The organism is Psychrobacillus sp. 05T411, assembly GCF_056396485.1.
The window spans coordinates 1-16895 of sequence record NZ_JBFTLO010000018.1 but is presented as its reverse complement, the minus strand read 5'-3'; the positions used below and the strand labels follow the sequence as shown (position 1 = coordinate 16895).

At 37.7% G+C, this 16895-nt stretch carries 16 protein-coding genes and 1 riboswitch; of the genes, 2 read left to right on the top strand and 14 right to left on the bottom strand.

Annotation, left to right across the window (positions count from 1 at the left end):
- Nucleotides 1-14: 14 nt before the first annotated feature.
- From der to prsW, 8 genes are all read right to left on the bottom strand, one after another.
- Nucleotides 15-1325, bottom strand: a complete 1311-nt coding sequence (der, locus tag AC1DFT_RS14340; RefSeq protein ID WP_478159416.1) for a ribosome biogenesis GTPase Der — start codon at nt 1323-1325, stop codon at nt 15-17.
- Between the two features lie 109 nt (nt 1326-1434).
- A complete protein-coding gene (gene rpsA / locus AC1DFT_RS14335; RefSeq protein ID WP_478159415.1) occupies nt 1435-2577 on the bottom strand; it encodes a 30S ribosomal protein S1 in 1143 nt (380 codons plus the stop codon).
- Nucleotides 2578-2670: 93 nt separating this feature from the next.
- Nucleotides 2671-3258 carry a lysophospholipid acyltransferase family protein gene (locus tag AC1DFT_RS14330; protein WP_478159414.1) on the bottom strand — a complete coding sequence of 196 codons (588 nt, stop codon included), beginning with the start codon at nt 3256-3258 and terminating at the stop codon, nt 2671-2673.
- A gap of 1 nt (nt 3259) precedes the next feature.
- Nucleotides 3260-3934, bottom strand: a complete 675-nt coding sequence (cmk, locus tag AC1DFT_RS14325; RefSeq protein WP_478159413.1) for a (d)CMP kinase — start codon at nt 3932-3934, stop codon at nt 3260-3262.
- An 851-nt stretch (nt 3935-4785) separates the two neighbouring features.
- On the bottom strand, nt 4786-5433 hold the full coding sequence (locus AC1DFT_RS14320) for a flagellar brake protein (protein ID WP_478159412.1): 648 nt from the start codon (nt 5431-5433) through the stop codon (nt 4786-4788).
- A gap of 74 nt (nt 5434-5507) precedes the next feature.
- Nucleotides 5508-6791 carry a PepSY1/2 domain-containing protein gene (locus tag AC1DFT_RS14315; RefSeq protein WP_478159411.1) on the bottom strand — a complete coding sequence of 428 codons (1284 nt, stop codon included), beginning with the start codon at nt 6789-6791 and terminating at the stop codon, nt 5508-5510.
- A 9-nt stretch (nt 6792-6800) separates the two neighbouring features.
- Nucleotides 6801-7565, bottom strand: coding sequence for a spore cortex-lytic enzyme (gene sleB, locus AC1DFT_RS14310; RefSeq protein ID WP_478159410.1), 765 nt, complete (start codon nt 7563-7565; stop codon nt 6801-6803).
- Between the two features lie 94 nt (nt 7566-7659).
- Nucleotides 7660-8349: a glutamic-type intramembrane protease PrsW gene (gene prsW / locus AC1DFT_RS14305; protein WP_478159409.1), complete on the bottom strand. Its 690-nt coding sequence runs from the start codon at nt 8347-8349 to the stop codon at nt 7660-7662.
- Nucleotides 8350-8426: 77 nt separating this feature from the next.
- On the opposite strand from prsW, the gene AC1DFT_RS14300 reads away from it, so the two are divergent.
- Complete coding sequence (locus AC1DFT_RS14300) at nt 8427-9398, top strand: asparaginase (RefSeq protein WP_478159408.1); 972 nt, start codon at nt 8427-8429, stop codon at nt 9396-9398.
- A gap of 48 nt (nt 9399-9446) precedes the next feature.
- On the opposite strand, the gene AC1DFT_RS14295 is transcribed toward AC1DFT_RS14300, so the two are convergent.
- The 5 genes from AC1DFT_RS14295 to AC1DFT_RS14275 form a co-directional block, all read right to left on the bottom strand.
- Entirely contained in the window at nt 9447-10421 is a 975-nt protein-coding gene (locus AC1DFT_RS14295) for a YpdA family putative bacillithiol disulfide reductase (RefSeq protein ID WP_478159407.1), read from the bottom strand.
- A 40-nt stretch (nt 10422-10461) separates the two neighbouring features.
- On the bottom strand, nt 10462-11223 hold the full coding sequence (locus tag AC1DFT_RS14290; RefSeq protein ID WP_478159406.1) for a metallophosphoesterase: 762 nt from the start codon (nt 11221-11223) through the stop codon (nt 10462-10464).
- Nucleotides 11224-11381: 158 nt separating this feature from the next.
- Nucleotides 11382-11987, bottom strand: coding sequence for a LysM peptidoglycan-binding domain-containing protein (locus AC1DFT_RS14285; protein ID WP_478159405.1), 606 nt, complete (start codon nt 11985-11987; stop codon nt 11382-11384).
- A gap of 83 nt (nt 11988-12070) precedes the next feature.
- On the bottom strand, nt 12071-13483 hold the full coding sequence (locus AC1DFT_RS14280) for a RecQ family ATP-dependent DNA helicase (protein WP_478159404.1): 1413 nt from the start codon (nt 13481-13483) through the stop codon (nt 12071-12073).
- Nucleotides 13476-14510, bottom strand: coding sequence for a YpbB family protein (locus tag AC1DFT_RS14275; RefSeq protein ID WP_478159403.1), 1035 nt, complete (start codon nt 14508-14510; stop codon nt 13476-13478). The genes AC1DFT_RS14280 and AC1DFT_RS14275 overlap by 8 nt, the downstream gene beginning before the upstream one ends.
- Before the next feature lie 110 nt (nt 14511-14620).
- Here AC1DFT_RS14275 and AC1DFT_RS14270 point away from each other — a divergent pair, with 110 nt between their 5' ends.
- Nucleotides 14621-14869, top strand: coding sequence for a ferredoxin (locus AC1DFT_RS14270; protein WP_478159402.1), 249 nt, complete (start codon nt 14621-14623; stop codon nt 14867-14869).
- A gap of 178 nt (nt 14870-15047) precedes the next feature.
- On the opposite strand, the gene AC1DFT_RS14265 is transcribed toward AC1DFT_RS14270, so the two are convergent.
- Nucleotides 15048-15641 carry an ECF transporter S component gene (locus tag AC1DFT_RS14265; RefSeq protein WP_478159401.1) on the bottom strand — a complete coding sequence of 198 codons (594 nt, stop codon included), beginning with the start codon at nt 15639-15641 and terminating at the stop codon, nt 15048-15050.
- 158 nt (nt 15642-15799) lie between these two features.
- Nucleotides 15800-15935: riboswitch (FMN riboswitch) on the bottom strand.
- Nucleotides 15936-16895 lie beyond the last annotated feature (960 nt).

The window sequence follows — 16895 nt, the reverse complement described above, 5'->3', positions numbered from 1 at the left end:
CGCCCCTTTTACACTCAAGTTCTTGCGCGAGTTATGATACGTATTGGAGTCCCTTCAAAATCAAAGGATTCACGAATACGGTTTTCTAAAAAGCGCTCGTAAGAGAAATGCATCATGTCTGGTTCGTTTACAAACACAACAAATGTCGGTGGTTTAATCGCCACTTGTGTTGCATAGTAAATACGTAATCTTTTCCCTTTATCTGTTGGAGCTGGATTACGCGCTACAGAATCCTCAATTACTTCATTCAAGACAGATGATTGTACGCGAAGTGAATGGTTTTCACTTACGGTATTTATTATTGGAAATAGGCTATTCACACGTTGCTTGGTTTTTGCTGAAACAAACACAATCGGTGCATAGTCCAAAAATTGAAAATGCTCGCGAATAGATTTTGTCATTTCATTCATCGTTTTATCGTCTTTTTCTATTGCATCCCATTTGTTCATGACAATGATAACTGCTTTGCCGCCTTCATGGGCATATCCAGCAATCTTCTTATCTTGCTCTTGGATACCTTCTTCTGCGTTTAGTACGACTAACACAACGTCTGAACGTTCGATCGCCTTTAAAGCACGAAGCACACTGTATTTCTCCGTTGTTTCGTATACTTTTCCTTTTTTTCGCATCCCAGCCGTATCAATCATGACGTACTCTTGCCCATCAAACGAATACTCTGTATCAATGGCATCTCGCGTTGTTCCAGCAATATCACTGACAATTACGCGTTCTTGTCCTAAAAATGAATTGATCAAAGATGATTTCCCAACATTTGGTCTACCGATTAATGAGAATTTAATGACATCTTCTCCATATTCCTGATCTTCTACATTAGGGAAGTTTTTCGCAACTTCGTCTAGTAAATCCCCTAATCCTAATCCGTGAGATCCTGAAATAGGAAATGGTTCGCCCATTCCTAATGTATAGAAATCATAAATCATTTCACGCATATCGGGATTATCAATTTTGTTTACAGCTAAAACGATTGGTTTTTTCGTTTTATACAAAATCTTAGCCACATATTCGTCTGCCGATGTAACGCCTTCTCGTCCATTAGTTAAGAAGATGATTACATCCGCTTCGTCCATTGCGATTTCCGCTTGTTGTTTAATTTGCTCTAAAAAGGGTTCGTCACTTAGTTCGATACCACCTGTATCGATAATATTAAATTCATGTGTTAACCAATCGGCAGAACTATATATACGATCACGTGTAATCCCTGGAATGTCCTCCACGATAGAAACACGTTCTCCTACGATTCGATTAAATATAGTCGATTTGCCGACATTTGGCCTACCAACGATTGCTACTACTGGTTTTGTCATTACTTATTCATCCTTCCAACTTCGTCTATTTTGTATTATACAACAAAAAGACAAAAGCAGGCGACTTCTTTGTCGAAGTCACCTGCTTTGTGATACTTATAGACTAATTTTATTTGGTAAAATCCTTAAGCTTGTCTCCTAGTACGTCGCTAATAGAGAAACCTCTTGACTCTTCCGGTAACTGATAATCCGTTAAATCGAATGCTTCTTCGTTTTCAACTAAGTCTTTAATACTTAAGGACAATCTTTTTTCCTTACTATTTACTTCTAGTACTTTAACTTGTACTTCTTCGCCTTCTTTTAACACTTCTTGTGGTGTACTAATATGTTTGTGAGCGATTTGTGAAATATGAACAAGCCCTTCTACACCTGGAAGTACTTCTACAAAGGCACCATAGGAAACAAGTCGTTTTACTTTACCTGTTAAAATAGAACCTTTTGCAGCCTTTTCTTCAATTTCATCCCACGGTCCAGGGAGAGTATCTTTAATAGATAAAGAAATTCTTTCCGCGTCGCGGTCGATTGATAATACTTTTACTTTCACTTGTTGCCCTTCTTTTAGAACGTCCGCAATATTCTCTAAATGCTCGTATGACACTTGTGAAATATGCACAAGCCCGTCTACTCCGCCGATATCTACGAATGCCCCAAAGGACGCTAAGCGTTGAACTGTACCATCTAATACGTCTCCTGGTTGGATCACATCTAATATTTTTTGTTTATTAACCGATTTTTCATCTTCCACTACTGCTTTATGAGAGAGGATTAATCGATTTTTATCTTTTTCTAATTCTACAATTTTAAAGGTTAACATTTTGCCTTTATAATCATCGAATGATTCAACGAAATGGTCTTCAATTAAAGATGCAGGGATAAATCCACGGACACCTAAATCGACCACTAATCCACCTTTTACTACTTCTTTTACTTCTGTTTCAATAATTTCACCTGATTGGAATTGCTTTTCAAGTTGATCCCATGCTTTCTGGGCATCTACTTTTCGTTTGGAAAGAACAAAATTAGCTTCTTCCACTTTTGTAATCATAAGTTCCAATTCATCACCGATGGAAACGGCGTCGGATGCTTTTTCAATATGCAAGCTAGATAGTTCACTTATAGGAACGATGCCATCAAAAGGTGCACCTTCGATTGATACGATTGCCGATTTTTCATCAACTTGCGCAACCGTTGCTTTTACTAGATCTCCCTCTTTAAATTCATGTGAGTCATTTAAGTTCATTTCTTCTGACATATGATATTCCTCCTTCACAACGTCTCTAATCTATTTTATGCCAACTAGCACAGAAATACAAAAAGAAGCACTTTTGAAATGGAAAAAATCTAATTATTTCGTTTTGTATTGTTCCAATAATTCCGCAATATGAGCCATTATTACTTCTGTTACTTCTTCTGCAGATGCTTTTCTCTCGCGATATGGCTGCATATCAATCGCATTACCGTACACTACTTTTAAACGTTTAAAAGGTTTATAGGGACCGACAATGGCACAAGGAACGACATTTGCCTCTCCTCTTAAAGCAAAAAAGCCCGCTCCACTGAATCCTTTACCAAGTTGTCCATCTTTGCTTCTGGTACCTTCTGGGAAAAGACCAACTACTTCTCCGTCTTTTAATAGTTTAATAGCACGGCGAAGCGCATCTCGGTCGCTCATTCCTCTTTTTACAGGAAACGCTCGCACTCCAGGTAATATACTTTTTAAAAGTGGTAAGTGGAATAATTCTTCTTTTGCCATGAAATTTACTGGTCTTGGAGCATTTATACCAACAACGGGAGGATCTAAATTATCGATATGATTACTACATAATAAAATGCCTCCCTCTTTTGGAAATTTGTCAGCTCCAATCACTTCAAATCTGTAAATTGGCTTCAGAATGCCATAAACAACTGTTTTTGCAAAGGAATAAAGATTCATATTACGCCATCCTTTCTTTTGCGAGCTGCATAATTTGTTGGGATACTTCTTCAATAGAAAGAGAAGTAGTATCGATATAAATCGCGTCTTCTGCTTGCGTTAATGGCGATGCTTCTCGCTCGCTATCCAGTTTGTCCCGAAGGGCGATCTCTTTTACCAATTCTTCTAAGCTTGTATAAATACCTCTTTTTTGGTTGTCCAAATATCTTCTGTTTGCTCGTTCTTCTACACTAGCAGACATGAAAATTTTCAATTCTGCGTTCGTTAATACATGTGTTCCAATATCTCTGCCGTCCATGACAATCCCGCCGTCTTTCCCCATATTCACTTGTCTTTTGACCATTTCTTCCCGTAAATCTGCATGTGCAGAAACTGCTGATACCGAACTAGTTACTTCTGTGGAACGAATTTCTTCTGTTACTTCTACATCATCCAAAAACACAAGTTGTCCTTTTGGAGAGGGCTTTAAGTCGATTCTAGTGTTGTGTAATAGTTCCGTTAATTTTTCTCCGTCTTGCAAATCTATGTTTAAGCGAATGGCTTTATACGTAATTGCTCGATACATTGCACCTGTATCTACATATGTATATCCTAATAATTCTGCTGTTTTTTTAGCTATTGTGCTTTTGCCGGCAGCTGCCGGTCCATCGATTGCGACTTGAATTCTTTTCGTCATAATTTTGCCTCCGCTCTATTCGAATCTATTTTAACATATAACTTGAAAAGCGTAAGCGCCTATGGCTGTCCTCAGGGGGCAAGGCGCTGCAGCTAGGTTGATATTAATGGGATGTTACACAGAAAAGGGATAATGCGTCGTAGTGACCGCTAGCCTTCGCGCTTGCCGCACCTTGCATGAGCCAACTCGTGTTGCACACGAGTGGGTCTCATGACTGCGGCTCATGCGGCCCGTCGCGCTACGGCATCAATATCCACTCTATTTATTCAGAGAAGATTGTCCAATAAAAAATGTGTAACGTTGCAGTCGTTACTCGTAAAATCTCTCTTCAAACTCACAACATTATAGACCATTTGCGCACCCTTTATAAATAATGCATCCAATTCCTGGTCGTCTCAATCCAAGTAAACTTACAGAAATGGTTGCTTTCACCTGCAATTTGGTTGCCCTCATGTTGGTTTGATTGCTTTCAGGGACCGATCTGTTGCCCTTAGCCATTTTCTGGATGCATGAATTGAATAAATTGGATAATAACCTGTTTTTAGCAAGTMGATACAGAATAGGTAAGCAATTTTCCGTTGATTTTCGTGAAAGGATGGCGACTCCTGCCGGATGAGTGGGCAGATGAGACTTCACATCGCACGCGCTAGCGTCGGTGAAGGCTCATCGCTCACCCGGCGGAAAGCGTCCATCCTGTAACGAAAATCATAGCGGATACTCTACGTCGCAGTATCCCTATAATGCGTTCAATTCATTAAAATTACTTAACTCACTTATTTTACCAAAAAGGTTTACACTTATCCAAAACTCATATGACTTCTCAAAGAAAAAAAGCCTGTTTATACAGACTTTTAGTCCCTGCTTTTTTTTCTTAGCAATACTTGTCGTTCAAAACAATAACGAACGATCTGTTGTTTATCTACTTCATCCGTATCCGAGAATTTCAATGATGCCACCGTGATCGAATCTCTTTCCCAGATCCGTATTACTTTAGCAGTTGTCGATACGTATTTAATATCACCATTATTAAACGGAAGTGGGATCAATAAAGAAACATCATCATCTGCTTTAAAATTGACGGCACGATTTAATATGACAGCCGTCCCACCCGCACTTATATCATCGGTCACAAATTGGTACTTTTCATCTTGGAATCGGACTGATATATCAAGCGAAGCGACCACACGCACAAAATCTCTTCGTTGTATTTTAATAATTTCTGAATCTCCTGGAAAGGAGAGTTTTATCATTGGGATTTGTCCCTTTTTTTTGCCTAGAACTTCCGTTTGAAATGCAAAAGCTGCTTTTGATTCTTCGGTGTATGAAACACGAAGTTGTGTTCCGTCTATTAGAAAAACGGTTCTACCTGAAATTGAATCTACTGGATAATCTACGTAAATCGCATGATCATCGCTATCAACAATTTTACAACGGTACTTTTCCACTTTTTCTGATACGGTTGGCTCTAAAGTAAGAACTGTCCCAAGTTTAATATTCATAAGCAACCCTCTTTAAGTGTCATAATATATATATTATGACACTTAAAGGGGTATATTTCTATCAAAATTTCTGGTTAAGGTAATTTTTCTGTGTGTAATATTTCATGTGTTTCCGTATCAATATACGTTTTATGTGTGCCAATCGAATCATTTCTCGTTAATACTTCATAGGCAAGACGTTGTTGAAGCTCTTTATTTTCCACATAAGCTAGTCTTTCTTCTTCGACCGTAAAATCACCTGAGAATATTTTCTTATAATCGATTGGTACTACTTTTTGTTCCCCTATATTTTCTTTTTGAATATATTCCATCGCATTCAAGCCTAATAGTTCCCCATTATCTTTGGCGATTTTTAAATGCATGCCGTCCGCGTAAATGAGTGCATCATTATTTGGATCAAGCCGTGCAAAGGCTAAATGCCAAGCAATATGGTTTTCTCGATACTCTACCAACTCTGTATCAGTGTAGCCGAAGGACTTCATATAAGCACTTGCTTTTTCTTTCATCTGTTCGCTACTAATCGTCGTTTTGTCAAAAGGTCGCTCCAATAAATACGAGAGCAAGTGACCTCCTTTTTTCGTAAAGTCAGCATATCCAATTCGAATCCCTTTATGGAATTGTACATGGTAAAAAGGGTAGGGTGCATCTTCTGCGCTTTCCGTAATATGAATGGTCGCATCTTTTAGTTCTGGAAATAATTTAAAGAAATTTTGTTTCACTTGATCCGCAGTTACTTCGGAGTCTTTAATATGTTGCAAATCTTTCTTTTTTTGTTTGTCCGTTTCACTTGCAGTCATCGGAAAATCACTTTCCGTATAAGCTTTTACAGAATCTCCAAGCGTTTTCCAGTTTTTTTCGTTTTCTTTATTCGCTTTATTGTTCACAAAGGAAGTAACGATATATTCCTTTTTCCCAGCATTTCTATTCGTAAAAGCCCACTGATCAGATAATGATAGTAAATTTGTTCTTGCATCTTTCATACTTTTTTGCCATTCCTCAACTGGAATCTTGCCATCTTTCACTAAGGAAGCACTATTTCCGATTCGGTTCAAGTAATTCATCCATACAGTTGAGGTCTCGTGATCTATTGGAAGAGCAGATATTGAATCACGAACATCGGAAGAAAGTCTCCATACGTCTTCTAATGGCTGATCGAGAACCTCTTTATCCTGAAAGAGTAAGGTTTGATCAATGGAGTCACTTAGTTTTATTAATTTTTCGGATGCCGATGTTAATTGGTTAGAATATTGATTGGCAAGCGCGTTTTCTAAGCGAGTATTTTTAGACTGGACGTTAAAATGATACACAAGGAATACGGCGGCGGCAGAAACAACAATTACCCATATAAATTTTTTCATATGATCTCCTTATGCACAAAAAATATGCTGTCCGATTGTTTTTATTTGTGGTCGTGACCAAATCCATTTGCTTGTTGCTGTTTTCGGGTTGAAATAGTAGATTGCATTTTCCGTAGGATCCCATCCATTCAACGCATCGAGTACCGCTTCTTTTGCACGTTCATTTGGCTCTAGCCAAATTTGACCGTCCGCAACTGCTGTAAAGGCTAATGGTTGGAAGATTACTTCTGAAATAGTATTTGGAAAATCGGGATGCTCCACTCTATTTAAAATAACTGCAGCAACCGCCACTTGCCCTTCATAAGGTTCTCCTCTAGATTCCCCATATACAGCATTGGCAATAAGATTTAAATCTTTTTCCGAATACTTCGGTGGAAGTTGCATATTGGTGCTTTCTGCTTGTTTATTTTTCACTTGACTAGCTAAATCTTTTCCACCATAAGTCGTAAAACTATTTCCTTTTTTCAGTTGGTCATGGACGAATTGTTTATCGAACTTGGAAACACTTACAAGCTTTTTCTTCGTTTCCTCTCCTAGTAAACCATCAATTGGAAGGCCATATTTTTCTTGAAAGTTTCGAAGTGCCCAGTATGTGTTATAACCAAATTTCCCATCTATTTGACTCGTGTAAAATCCGGTATATTGTAGTCTAGACTGCAATTCAATTACATCGTCACCATATGCTCCGCGTTCAACTATTTGGGTAGAGAAAGCCTGTGTAGGTTGCTCTTCCTGTAACAAGGCATAGCTCGCTGCACAAAATACGATGCCCAATAAAATATACTTTAGTTGTTTCRAACGTCATCTCTCCTTTTTTATTAGCTTGGATAAGATGCGCTCAAATATACAAAAAAAATCTAGCACAGAGCTAGATTTCTTCTCTCATATAATATTGATGGTCTTCCATTCGCTTACGTCGTGATAAAATATGCGCTTTTTTCGCTTTAGACAAACCGAATAGCCATAAAAACAGCATGAATGGAACGATTAATAATAAATCCAACCCTTTAATAATCAAAATACTATTATATACAGTATGTAAAAAAAATGATGCTAAAAATGCATACGTAATTTCGTTTTTTGCCTTTCGAGCAGAAAATTTTGCTCTCCCTAAATAATAGCCCATTACAACACCAAATAAGGCGTGACTGGAAACGGGTAATAAGGCACGAATAAATGCTGCATCCATCCCAAAATTTAGTAAAAATAAAATATTTTCTACCGTCGCAAAGCCGAGCGCGACACTGGCCCCATACAATATTCCATCGTAAGGATCATCAAACTCTACATGTTTGTATATGGCAATAACTAATATAAGCCATTTAAAAAATTCCTCCAAAGCACTTGTTACGAGTGCTTGATGAAGAAATAAGGATGAAAATAGCTCTTCCTCTTGAATAACGTGTTGGATAAATAATATTGGAAATGTTAATATAGCACCATATATAAAAGAATGTAATAATAATTTGGAAGGCTCTTTGGCTATTTCTTTACGTAAATAGAAATAGCTTAAAAGTGCAAGTGCTGGTGCAATTGCAACAGAGAGTAGTATGAACATATGCGTACTCCTTCCATTAGATTCTCTTTATTATACAACTTTTTGCCGATAAAATGTAAAATTCCGGAGGTTTTAAAATGAAATCTATCTTACTTATTCATACTGGCGGAACTATATCTATGCAAATACAATCAGATACTGGTGCCGTCATACCTACAGAAAATAATCCCATTACTTTCGAAGCTGAAAAACTGAAACAATATGCTAATATTTTAGAAATAGAAGCGTTCAATTTACCTTCTCCACATATTACGCCAAAAGAAATGTTAATTTTGAAACAATTAATTGAGCAATATATTGGAGAACATTCCATTGAAGGTGTTGTCATCACACATGGAACTGATACGCTGGAGGAAACTGCTTATTTTCTCGATTTAACAATTGATACATCTATACCAATCGTACTTACAGGTGCAATGCGTTCTTCTAACGAAATAGGTTCAGATGGTTTGTATAATTTAGTATCCGCTGTACAAGTTGCTTGTTCGGATGATGCCAAGGATAAAGGGGTTCTTGTCGTTTTAAATGACGAAATTCACACAGCAGAGAATGTGACGAAAACCCATGCTAGTAATGTAAGCACATTTCAAAGTCCGCAATATGGTCCAATTGGTTTTATTTCCAAATCGATTGTGCATTTTCACCATTCGCCAAATCACCGAAATGTGCTTCCGATTCAAGGTATTTCCAAAAGAGTCGCATTATTTAAAGTGTATGCGGGGATGGAGCCTGATTTACTCGAAGCGGCTATCCAATTAGGATACGAAGGGATTGTACTAGAAGGTTTAGGCCAAGGAAATGTCCCTCCAAGTCTTGTTCCAACCATCGAGGATATTTTGAAAAAAGATATACCGATTGTACTGGTCTCTAGATGTTTTAATGGGATTGCTCAAGACGTTTATGGTTACGTCGGCGGAGGAAAAAATTTGAAAGAACAAGGAGTGATGTTTGCACACGGTTTAAACGGTCAAAAGGCAAGACTAGCACTGCTCATAGCACTGCATCACACCGACCCGAAAAGCGCAATGAACAGCATTTTTTCTATATAGAAAAAAATTTTATTATTCCCTAGGGGCAAGGGAAAAGCGTAAAGAGGCTTAGTTTTCTTTACGCTTTTTTTCTATTTCTTTAGCTATTTGGTCTCCGTGGAAACGGCCATTTTCTATAAATATTTCATTGGCGTTATTTCCTGCAGCAATAACTCCAGCTATAAAAATTCCATCCACATTCGTTTCCATCGTTTCTGCATTGTAGGTTGGACGACCAGTCACTGGGTCCATTTGAATCCCCATTTTCCGTAAAAATCCATGGTCCGGATGGTAACCGGTCATTGCAAATACGAAATCATTTTCTATTTGAAATTCCCCGTCTGGTCCTTTTAACGTAATCGCTTGTTCTTCAATCGTTGTTACCTCCGTATTAAAATGCATGTCGATTTCACCATTTCGAACGAGCCCTTCAAACTCTGGCAATACCCATGGTTTTATACTCGGGGAATAAGTATCACCTCGATAAGCAACCGTAACTTTTGCTCTTGCTTTGTTTAGCTCTAGCGCCGCATCAATTGCCGAATTTTTCCCACCAATTACTAAAACATGATGATCAAAATAGGGATGACCTTCTTTAAAATAATGACTCACTTTTGGCAAATCCTCACCAGGTATACCCATGAGATTAGGATGATCATAATAACCTGTTGCAATAATGACGTATGTCGAATGATACGTCCCTTTCGATGTGTGGATGATAAAATAATCCTTTTCTTTTTCCACCTGTCTAACATATTCATATTTGTTCACTTGTATGTTTTTCAACTTTGCGACTTCTCGATAATAGACTAATGCCTGGTTTCGCTTAGGTTTTCGTTCTTCTACGACAAAAGGAACATCTCCAATTGCTAGCTTTTCACTTGTGCTAAAAAACGTTTGATGTGTGGGGTATTTATAAATTGCTTCCACAATATTTCCTTTTTCAATCACGAGTGTATGTAAACCAATATTTTGCATCGAAATTGCAGCTGCTAGCCCACATGGCCCCCCTCCAACAATTATTACGTCAACTTGTTGTACCACTTGTAAAAACTTCCTTTCCTAACTCTTTCAACCGGTGATTTTATTCACCGTACATTGTAATAATATGACACTCTGATTTTGCCCCTAATCGAAGAGGCACGCCTGTGGTTCCAAAACCATTGCTCACAAGCTCCGCACTATTTTCTTTTACTTTAAAAGCACCATTTTCATAAATGCCATAAGGTCCAAATCGGATTTGACCCCCATGCAGATGCCCGGCTAATAATAAATGCGGTTTACTGACTTTTTTAGCGTTGTTAAAATAAGCTGGTGCATGTGTGATGAAAATAATAATATCCTCTTGCCTAACTTCTTGAAATGCGTCATATATGTTCACTTTACCACTAAATCCATCATTGACTCCAACGAGGCGAATCGGTGTACCATCAATGATGCGTTCCACAGATTGATTGACCAATAGATGAACATTATTTTTTTCAAGTAGTCGGATTAAATTTTGCTCTCCCACTTCCCGGTCATTGTTGCCAAATACATAAAAAACGTCCCCTAATTTTTTTAGTTGCTCGATATTATGTTCCGTTCGATGTAAAGGAACCCCTTTTTCGGTTAAATCCCCACCGATAATAACTATGTCTACCTTCCCCATAAGCGAATAGATAAGATTACTATCTATTTTTCGACGATGAATATCTGAGATGAAAAATAGATGAACTTGCGCACCGGGTTTCATTTCTTCCACTCGAAGTGTATGTGTCTTTAGATTTACTTGAAATGCTAAGTAGAGCATATAAAGGAGAAAACAAACAGCTAAACCAACTACAACCAAAAGAAAATAGACCAACAAAAAACCTCCTAATGTTAACGTCTAAAAGGACAGGGAAATTCCCCCCTGTCCTTTCCATTCACTACTTAACTTTATGAATCATCTTTTTCCAAATATAACTGTCTACATATATTTATGCAACTAACATTGCAAATGACCTTCTTTTTATACATTTGTTAAGGTAAGATTAGCTTTTGGCCAGTTGCAATCTCATCAGACGATAAACCGTTTGCTGATTTAATTTTTTCGACAGCATTTGGGTCATTATAATAGTTGATCGCAATACGGTATAGTGTTTCATTTTCTTTAACTATATGTGTTTTAGAGGAGGTTTCTTGTTTTGGCTTTTCGACTTTGGGCTCTTCTACTTTCGGTTGTTCCGTTTTTGGTTGTTCTGTTTTCGGTTGTTCAACTTTAGGTTCTTCCACTTTTGGTTCCTCTGTAGCTGTAGGTTGCTCTACTTCCTTATCCGCTACTTGCGCTTCGTTTTCTTCTTCTTTAGGACTGTTCGTAATTGTTTTTGTCTCTACTTGAATAATTTCCGATTCTTGTACTTCTTCCTCTTCCTGAGGCGTGTAAATAAATTGCACATAAAGAAAAATCCCTACAGGAATTAGTATAAAAATAAAAAATAAGGTCGGAATTAACACGTTTTTAGACTTTTTTTTCGCTTTTTTTCCGGAATGGGATCTTCTGCGACTTCTCAGTTCTACTTGATCGTCCTCGACACCGATGGATTGTCTGTGTTCATCTATTTTTTTTTGATAGTCGTCTTGATTCATATTTTTCAAACTCCATTTCTGCCTTTATATCTACTACTATTATGACGAATTTTGTTGAAAAAGTAAACTTCTCATCTACTTTACTAAAGTAGTAGTTCATCTAGTCGCAATTTCCAGTCCAGTTCTTCTGTTTTTTCTCTCGATTGTTTTCTGTTCTCGACAATTTCTTCTATAGGAAGTGTACATTTGGAACAGCAATACATAGGACGATTTATTAATTGTTCATCAAAGTAGTGCAGAAGCTGTTCTCTTATACATACATCATTTTGTAGCATCGTATACAAGCTTAAAATTTCCGTCCATTTCTTTTGTTTAATCGATTGGAAAAGAAGGGTCGTCTCTTGTTCCGTCAACTTTTCTTTCCAGTACTCTAAAATCCGAGCGGTCGTTTCTGGTAATTGGAATTGTATCTGATCGGACTCATATGCCAGCCGAATATCTGCTTCTTCCGGAAAGTCTTGCATTGCGACGTAAAATGCATGCTCCACATCTGTTGAAGTGAATAGCAAGGAGGCGATTGATTGCGCCCCGTCCCGCGCAGCTCTTCCCACTTCCTGCATATAGCTCGCAATGGATGTCGGAATATGATCATGAATAATTTGTCGAATATTATCTTTATGTATTCCCATCCCAAAAGCATTTGTTGCACATATCCACTCTAGCTGCCCTTGCTGAAACTGATGCTGGACTAAAATACGATCATCTTGCTCCATTTTAGCATGATAATATGAGGCTTGAATCCCTCTTTTTTGCAATTCATGTGCATACATCTCCGTTTTTTTACGTGACTGCGTATATAAAATACCAGGACCATTGGTAGACGTAATTCTGTCGATGATCCAAGCTAGCTTTTCTTTCGTATCTTTTACTTCAATTGCCTCATATGCAATGGCAGGTCGGTCAAGGGAATGAATATATTCATACGGCTCCCTCATTAGTAACGTTGATTTAATATCTTTCACTACATTACTTGTTGCCGTAGCAGTTAAGGCAAGGACATTGGTTTGTCGGAACTGTTGAAGCCATTTAGCGATTCGTAAATAGTCTGGCCGAAAATCAAACCCCCATTGAGAAATACAATGCGCTTCATCCGCCACAATATAAGCGATTTTTATAGTAGTTAGCGCATGATTAAAGCGCTCATTTTGCAACATTTCGGGAGAAGTGAAAATGAATTTATAAGCAGATAAATTGCGAAAAACCATCTCTTTTTGTTCAAAAGATAAGAAAGAGTTTATCGCTACCACACGTTTCTCGCCTAATATTTTTAATTGTTCTACTTGATCCTGCATTAAAGATAGTAAAGGAGAAACAATGACGACAGACCCTTTCATCAAGTAAGCCGGCAATTGGTATAGCAGTGACTTCCCCATTCCCGTTGGCAAAATTGCAACAACATCTTGTCCCGCTATGACATGTTCAATTATTTCTTTTTGCCCTTCCCGAAACGACTCATAACCAAATTTACGGCTGAGTACTTCCGTCAACTTATCCATGTACTTCTTCTCCTTTTGTTAGTGCTAATCTAATTTGAAAATAACTTAAATCAGGAAGTTGTTCTCGAATGATTTTCAATTTTTTTGTTTGTCTTTCTTGAGCGATTTGTAGCACTTCTTGCATTTGATTGTCTGATATAAAGGAATGGATTGGAAAATTCGGATTTACTGAAACTATTTCAATGACATGGTCTTCAATCGTATTTTCCTTTAAAAAGCGCATACTTGCTATTTCCGAGATCGTATAGCCTTTTTCAAATAATTTATTTGTTTTCAAAGCTGATTCAGTTAAAGGTGTTTGTACATAAATTCCTTTCGTTAATGCGTGGAAATCCGGGTATTGTTCCTCGGTTATTTCATTCAATAAAATATGTAAGCCCTCTATGAATAAAAACTTCACATCTAAGATAGTCATTTGATGGGTACTCGCAAGTTGCTCCCAAGTTAAGCCACTATTTTTGTACCCACTTAAACGATAAACAAACAAAAGACGATGTATTTCTAGTAATTGAGAATTCTCGAGTAAACCCAATAGTTGTTGTTTGAAATCTGCTCCAAAAGAGCTTGATTGAAAATCTCTTTGTTGCAAATACGTTTTGACAAACTGATGAACGTCATTACTCTTTTGTACGGGCACAAATCGTTTTTCATTCCTTTGAAATTGAGATAGTGTTTGAACGATCAATTCCACTCTTCCCCAAAAAACAAATTCTTTCCCCCGTAAATTCCATCCATTATAAAAAGGACGTCGTACGGAAACTATTTGGTGCAAACCTTTTTCGGTAATAGCCAAAGTAGATTCATTCATGATGATGAAGCCTTCTGCATGGAGTTTCTCTATTTCGACTTCATATATTTCTTTTGCTAGTTTTGGATAGAGGCCGAAGTAGGGATGTAGGTTAAAATACGTCACATCTTGCATGGTTTGACCGGATTTTTTCCCTTTTAATAAATAATAAGGAGCTGTAGATGACCGTTCCCCTTGAAAATGGTATATAATGAATAAGAGTAATAGTTGAAAATACACTGGAAATCCCTCACATATGAAAGTATTTTGGTTGAAATGTAGCGAAAATATCTTTAGAATGAATAAGATAGCAGATTCGTGAAAGCAGATATAAAGGAGAGAATATAGGAATGGCTAAATATACAATTGTTGATCAAGATACATGCATCGCATGTGGCGCATGTGGCGCTGCTGCACCAGATATATATGATTATGACGACGAAGGAATTGCATTCGTTATTTTAGATAATAACATGGGGACGACAGAAGTTCCAGATGAACTACTAGAGGATATGGAAGATGCATTTGAAGGTTGCCCAACTGACTCTATTAAAGTAGCAGAGGAATCATTCGAAGGTGACGCATTGAAGTTTGAATAGTATACCGATAAGGAACGTGTAAGGTGTAAAAAGCGCCTTACACGTTCTTTTATTTTCCTGAGCAATTATTTCGATTAATGAATGTCATGAATTATAGTATAACAAAATGGAAAAAATGCTTCATATTTCAATGAAAAAGGGTTGTTTCTCCGTGATTGGAGAAACAACCCTTTTAAATTTAATTAATATTTGTAGCACCAAATGAATGTGTCACTTTATCTAGTAATGGTTTCATTCGTTTGAATAAAACAATCATGACTATTGCCACTAATATTCCTTTGATAAGATTAAACGGTAAAATACCGAAAATGATTGAATTGAATAATGCTGTGCCAGTTTCCATTGGGAAATTTAAGAAATAAGCATACATTGGTAAGAATACATAATAGTTTAATACACTCATCCCGATTGCCATCGAAATTGTCCCACAAGCTAAGCCATACGTAATTCCTTTAGATGATGTAGCTTTACGATAGATTAGATAGACTGGCGCTATAAATAAAATACTCGTTACGAAGTTTGCCATATGTCCTACTGGAACACCAGTTGGGCTGCCTGCAAACAACCAATCTAGGACGTTTTTCAAAAATGCTACAAGAATACCTGCTACTGGACCCATTGTGATTGCTGCGATTAGTGCTGGAATATCACTAAAATCGACCTTTAAAAAAGCAGGTAATGCTGGTAATGGAAATGCTACAAGCATTAATACAAAAGAAATACTACTTAACATTGCGATTGCGATCAGCATTCGCGTTTTACCTTTTAACATAAAATCCTCTCTCCTTTTGCGATTCACTCCACAAGAAGAAAGGCTCAGCACGTTTTCTTTTACTCAAAAAATCCCTTAAGCTATTACTAGGCTTAAAGGAGTAAAAGGTACACTTAAATAAGCGTATCCGTATTAGAGTATACGAAAAACGACTGCACCTTCACCTTCTCCCATCCAGACTGTACTGTCGGCTTTGGAATTTAACCAAATCAACCTTAACTTAACGGCTCGCGGGCTCAAGAAACATGTTCTAATACCGCCGGTCGGGAATTTCACCCTGCCCCGAAGATGAATCAATATTTTATTGTCCTTCAAGTATTTTATCTTGAATTAAATACATCTTATCAAAGTTTCCTATGTAATGCAATACAGTTGCTCAAAAACATTTAATACTTATTGCTTTACTATGTATTAATAGCCTAGTACATACGAAAAACGCAAGTACCTATGTCTTCCCAACAGGTAAATGGGAGCTGTAAATAGCGTGACGTACTTTATGGGGAAACTGCGAGGTAATGAGTTGAATGAGGTATCCGCTGGTATTTTCGCTGCAGCTCGGATGCTTTCCATGGGGTGAGCGATGAGCCTTCACCGCCGCTAGCGCGTACGATGTGAAGGCTCATCTTGCTCAGGCAGAGGAACAAAGGCTAAGAGCGCCACATCGTGTGGCAACGCCTTCGTGACCAACATCGTGTTGGCCTCCATTGGAGTCGCCGCCCTGCAGGGAAAATCCATGGGAATTACTATCTAATTTAGTGTCGACACATATCAAAGGTTAAATTAATCCATTCTACTATGTAATGTTTATAAAATCTAATTAGAAAATGCGGTCTCCAAATAAAGAGCACATCTTTTAGAATAAAATTATTTTCTATTAACCACTTATTGGAAGAGTTCCTCCTATTCCTTGTTATCTCACTCCAAGTAAAGAGCTGTTTTAAGAATTGAGTGCTTTCACCGGCAATTTGGTTGCTCTCGCACTGATTTGATTGCTTCACGAGTAGAATTGGTTGCTTTCCATGAACAGTTGATCTCCCTAAACCATTTTCTGGAATCACATATTTTAAAATCTGTATAAAATTTTGGTTTTTAGCGAGTCGGCACTAATAAGTAAGCATTTTCTGTTGATTTTCGCTGTTGGCGGCGACTCCTGCCGGATGAGTGGGCAAATGAGACATCCCAACGTACGCCAAAGCGGCGGGGATGGCTCATCGCTCACCCGGCGGAAAGCGTCCGACAGCAGCGAAAATCATA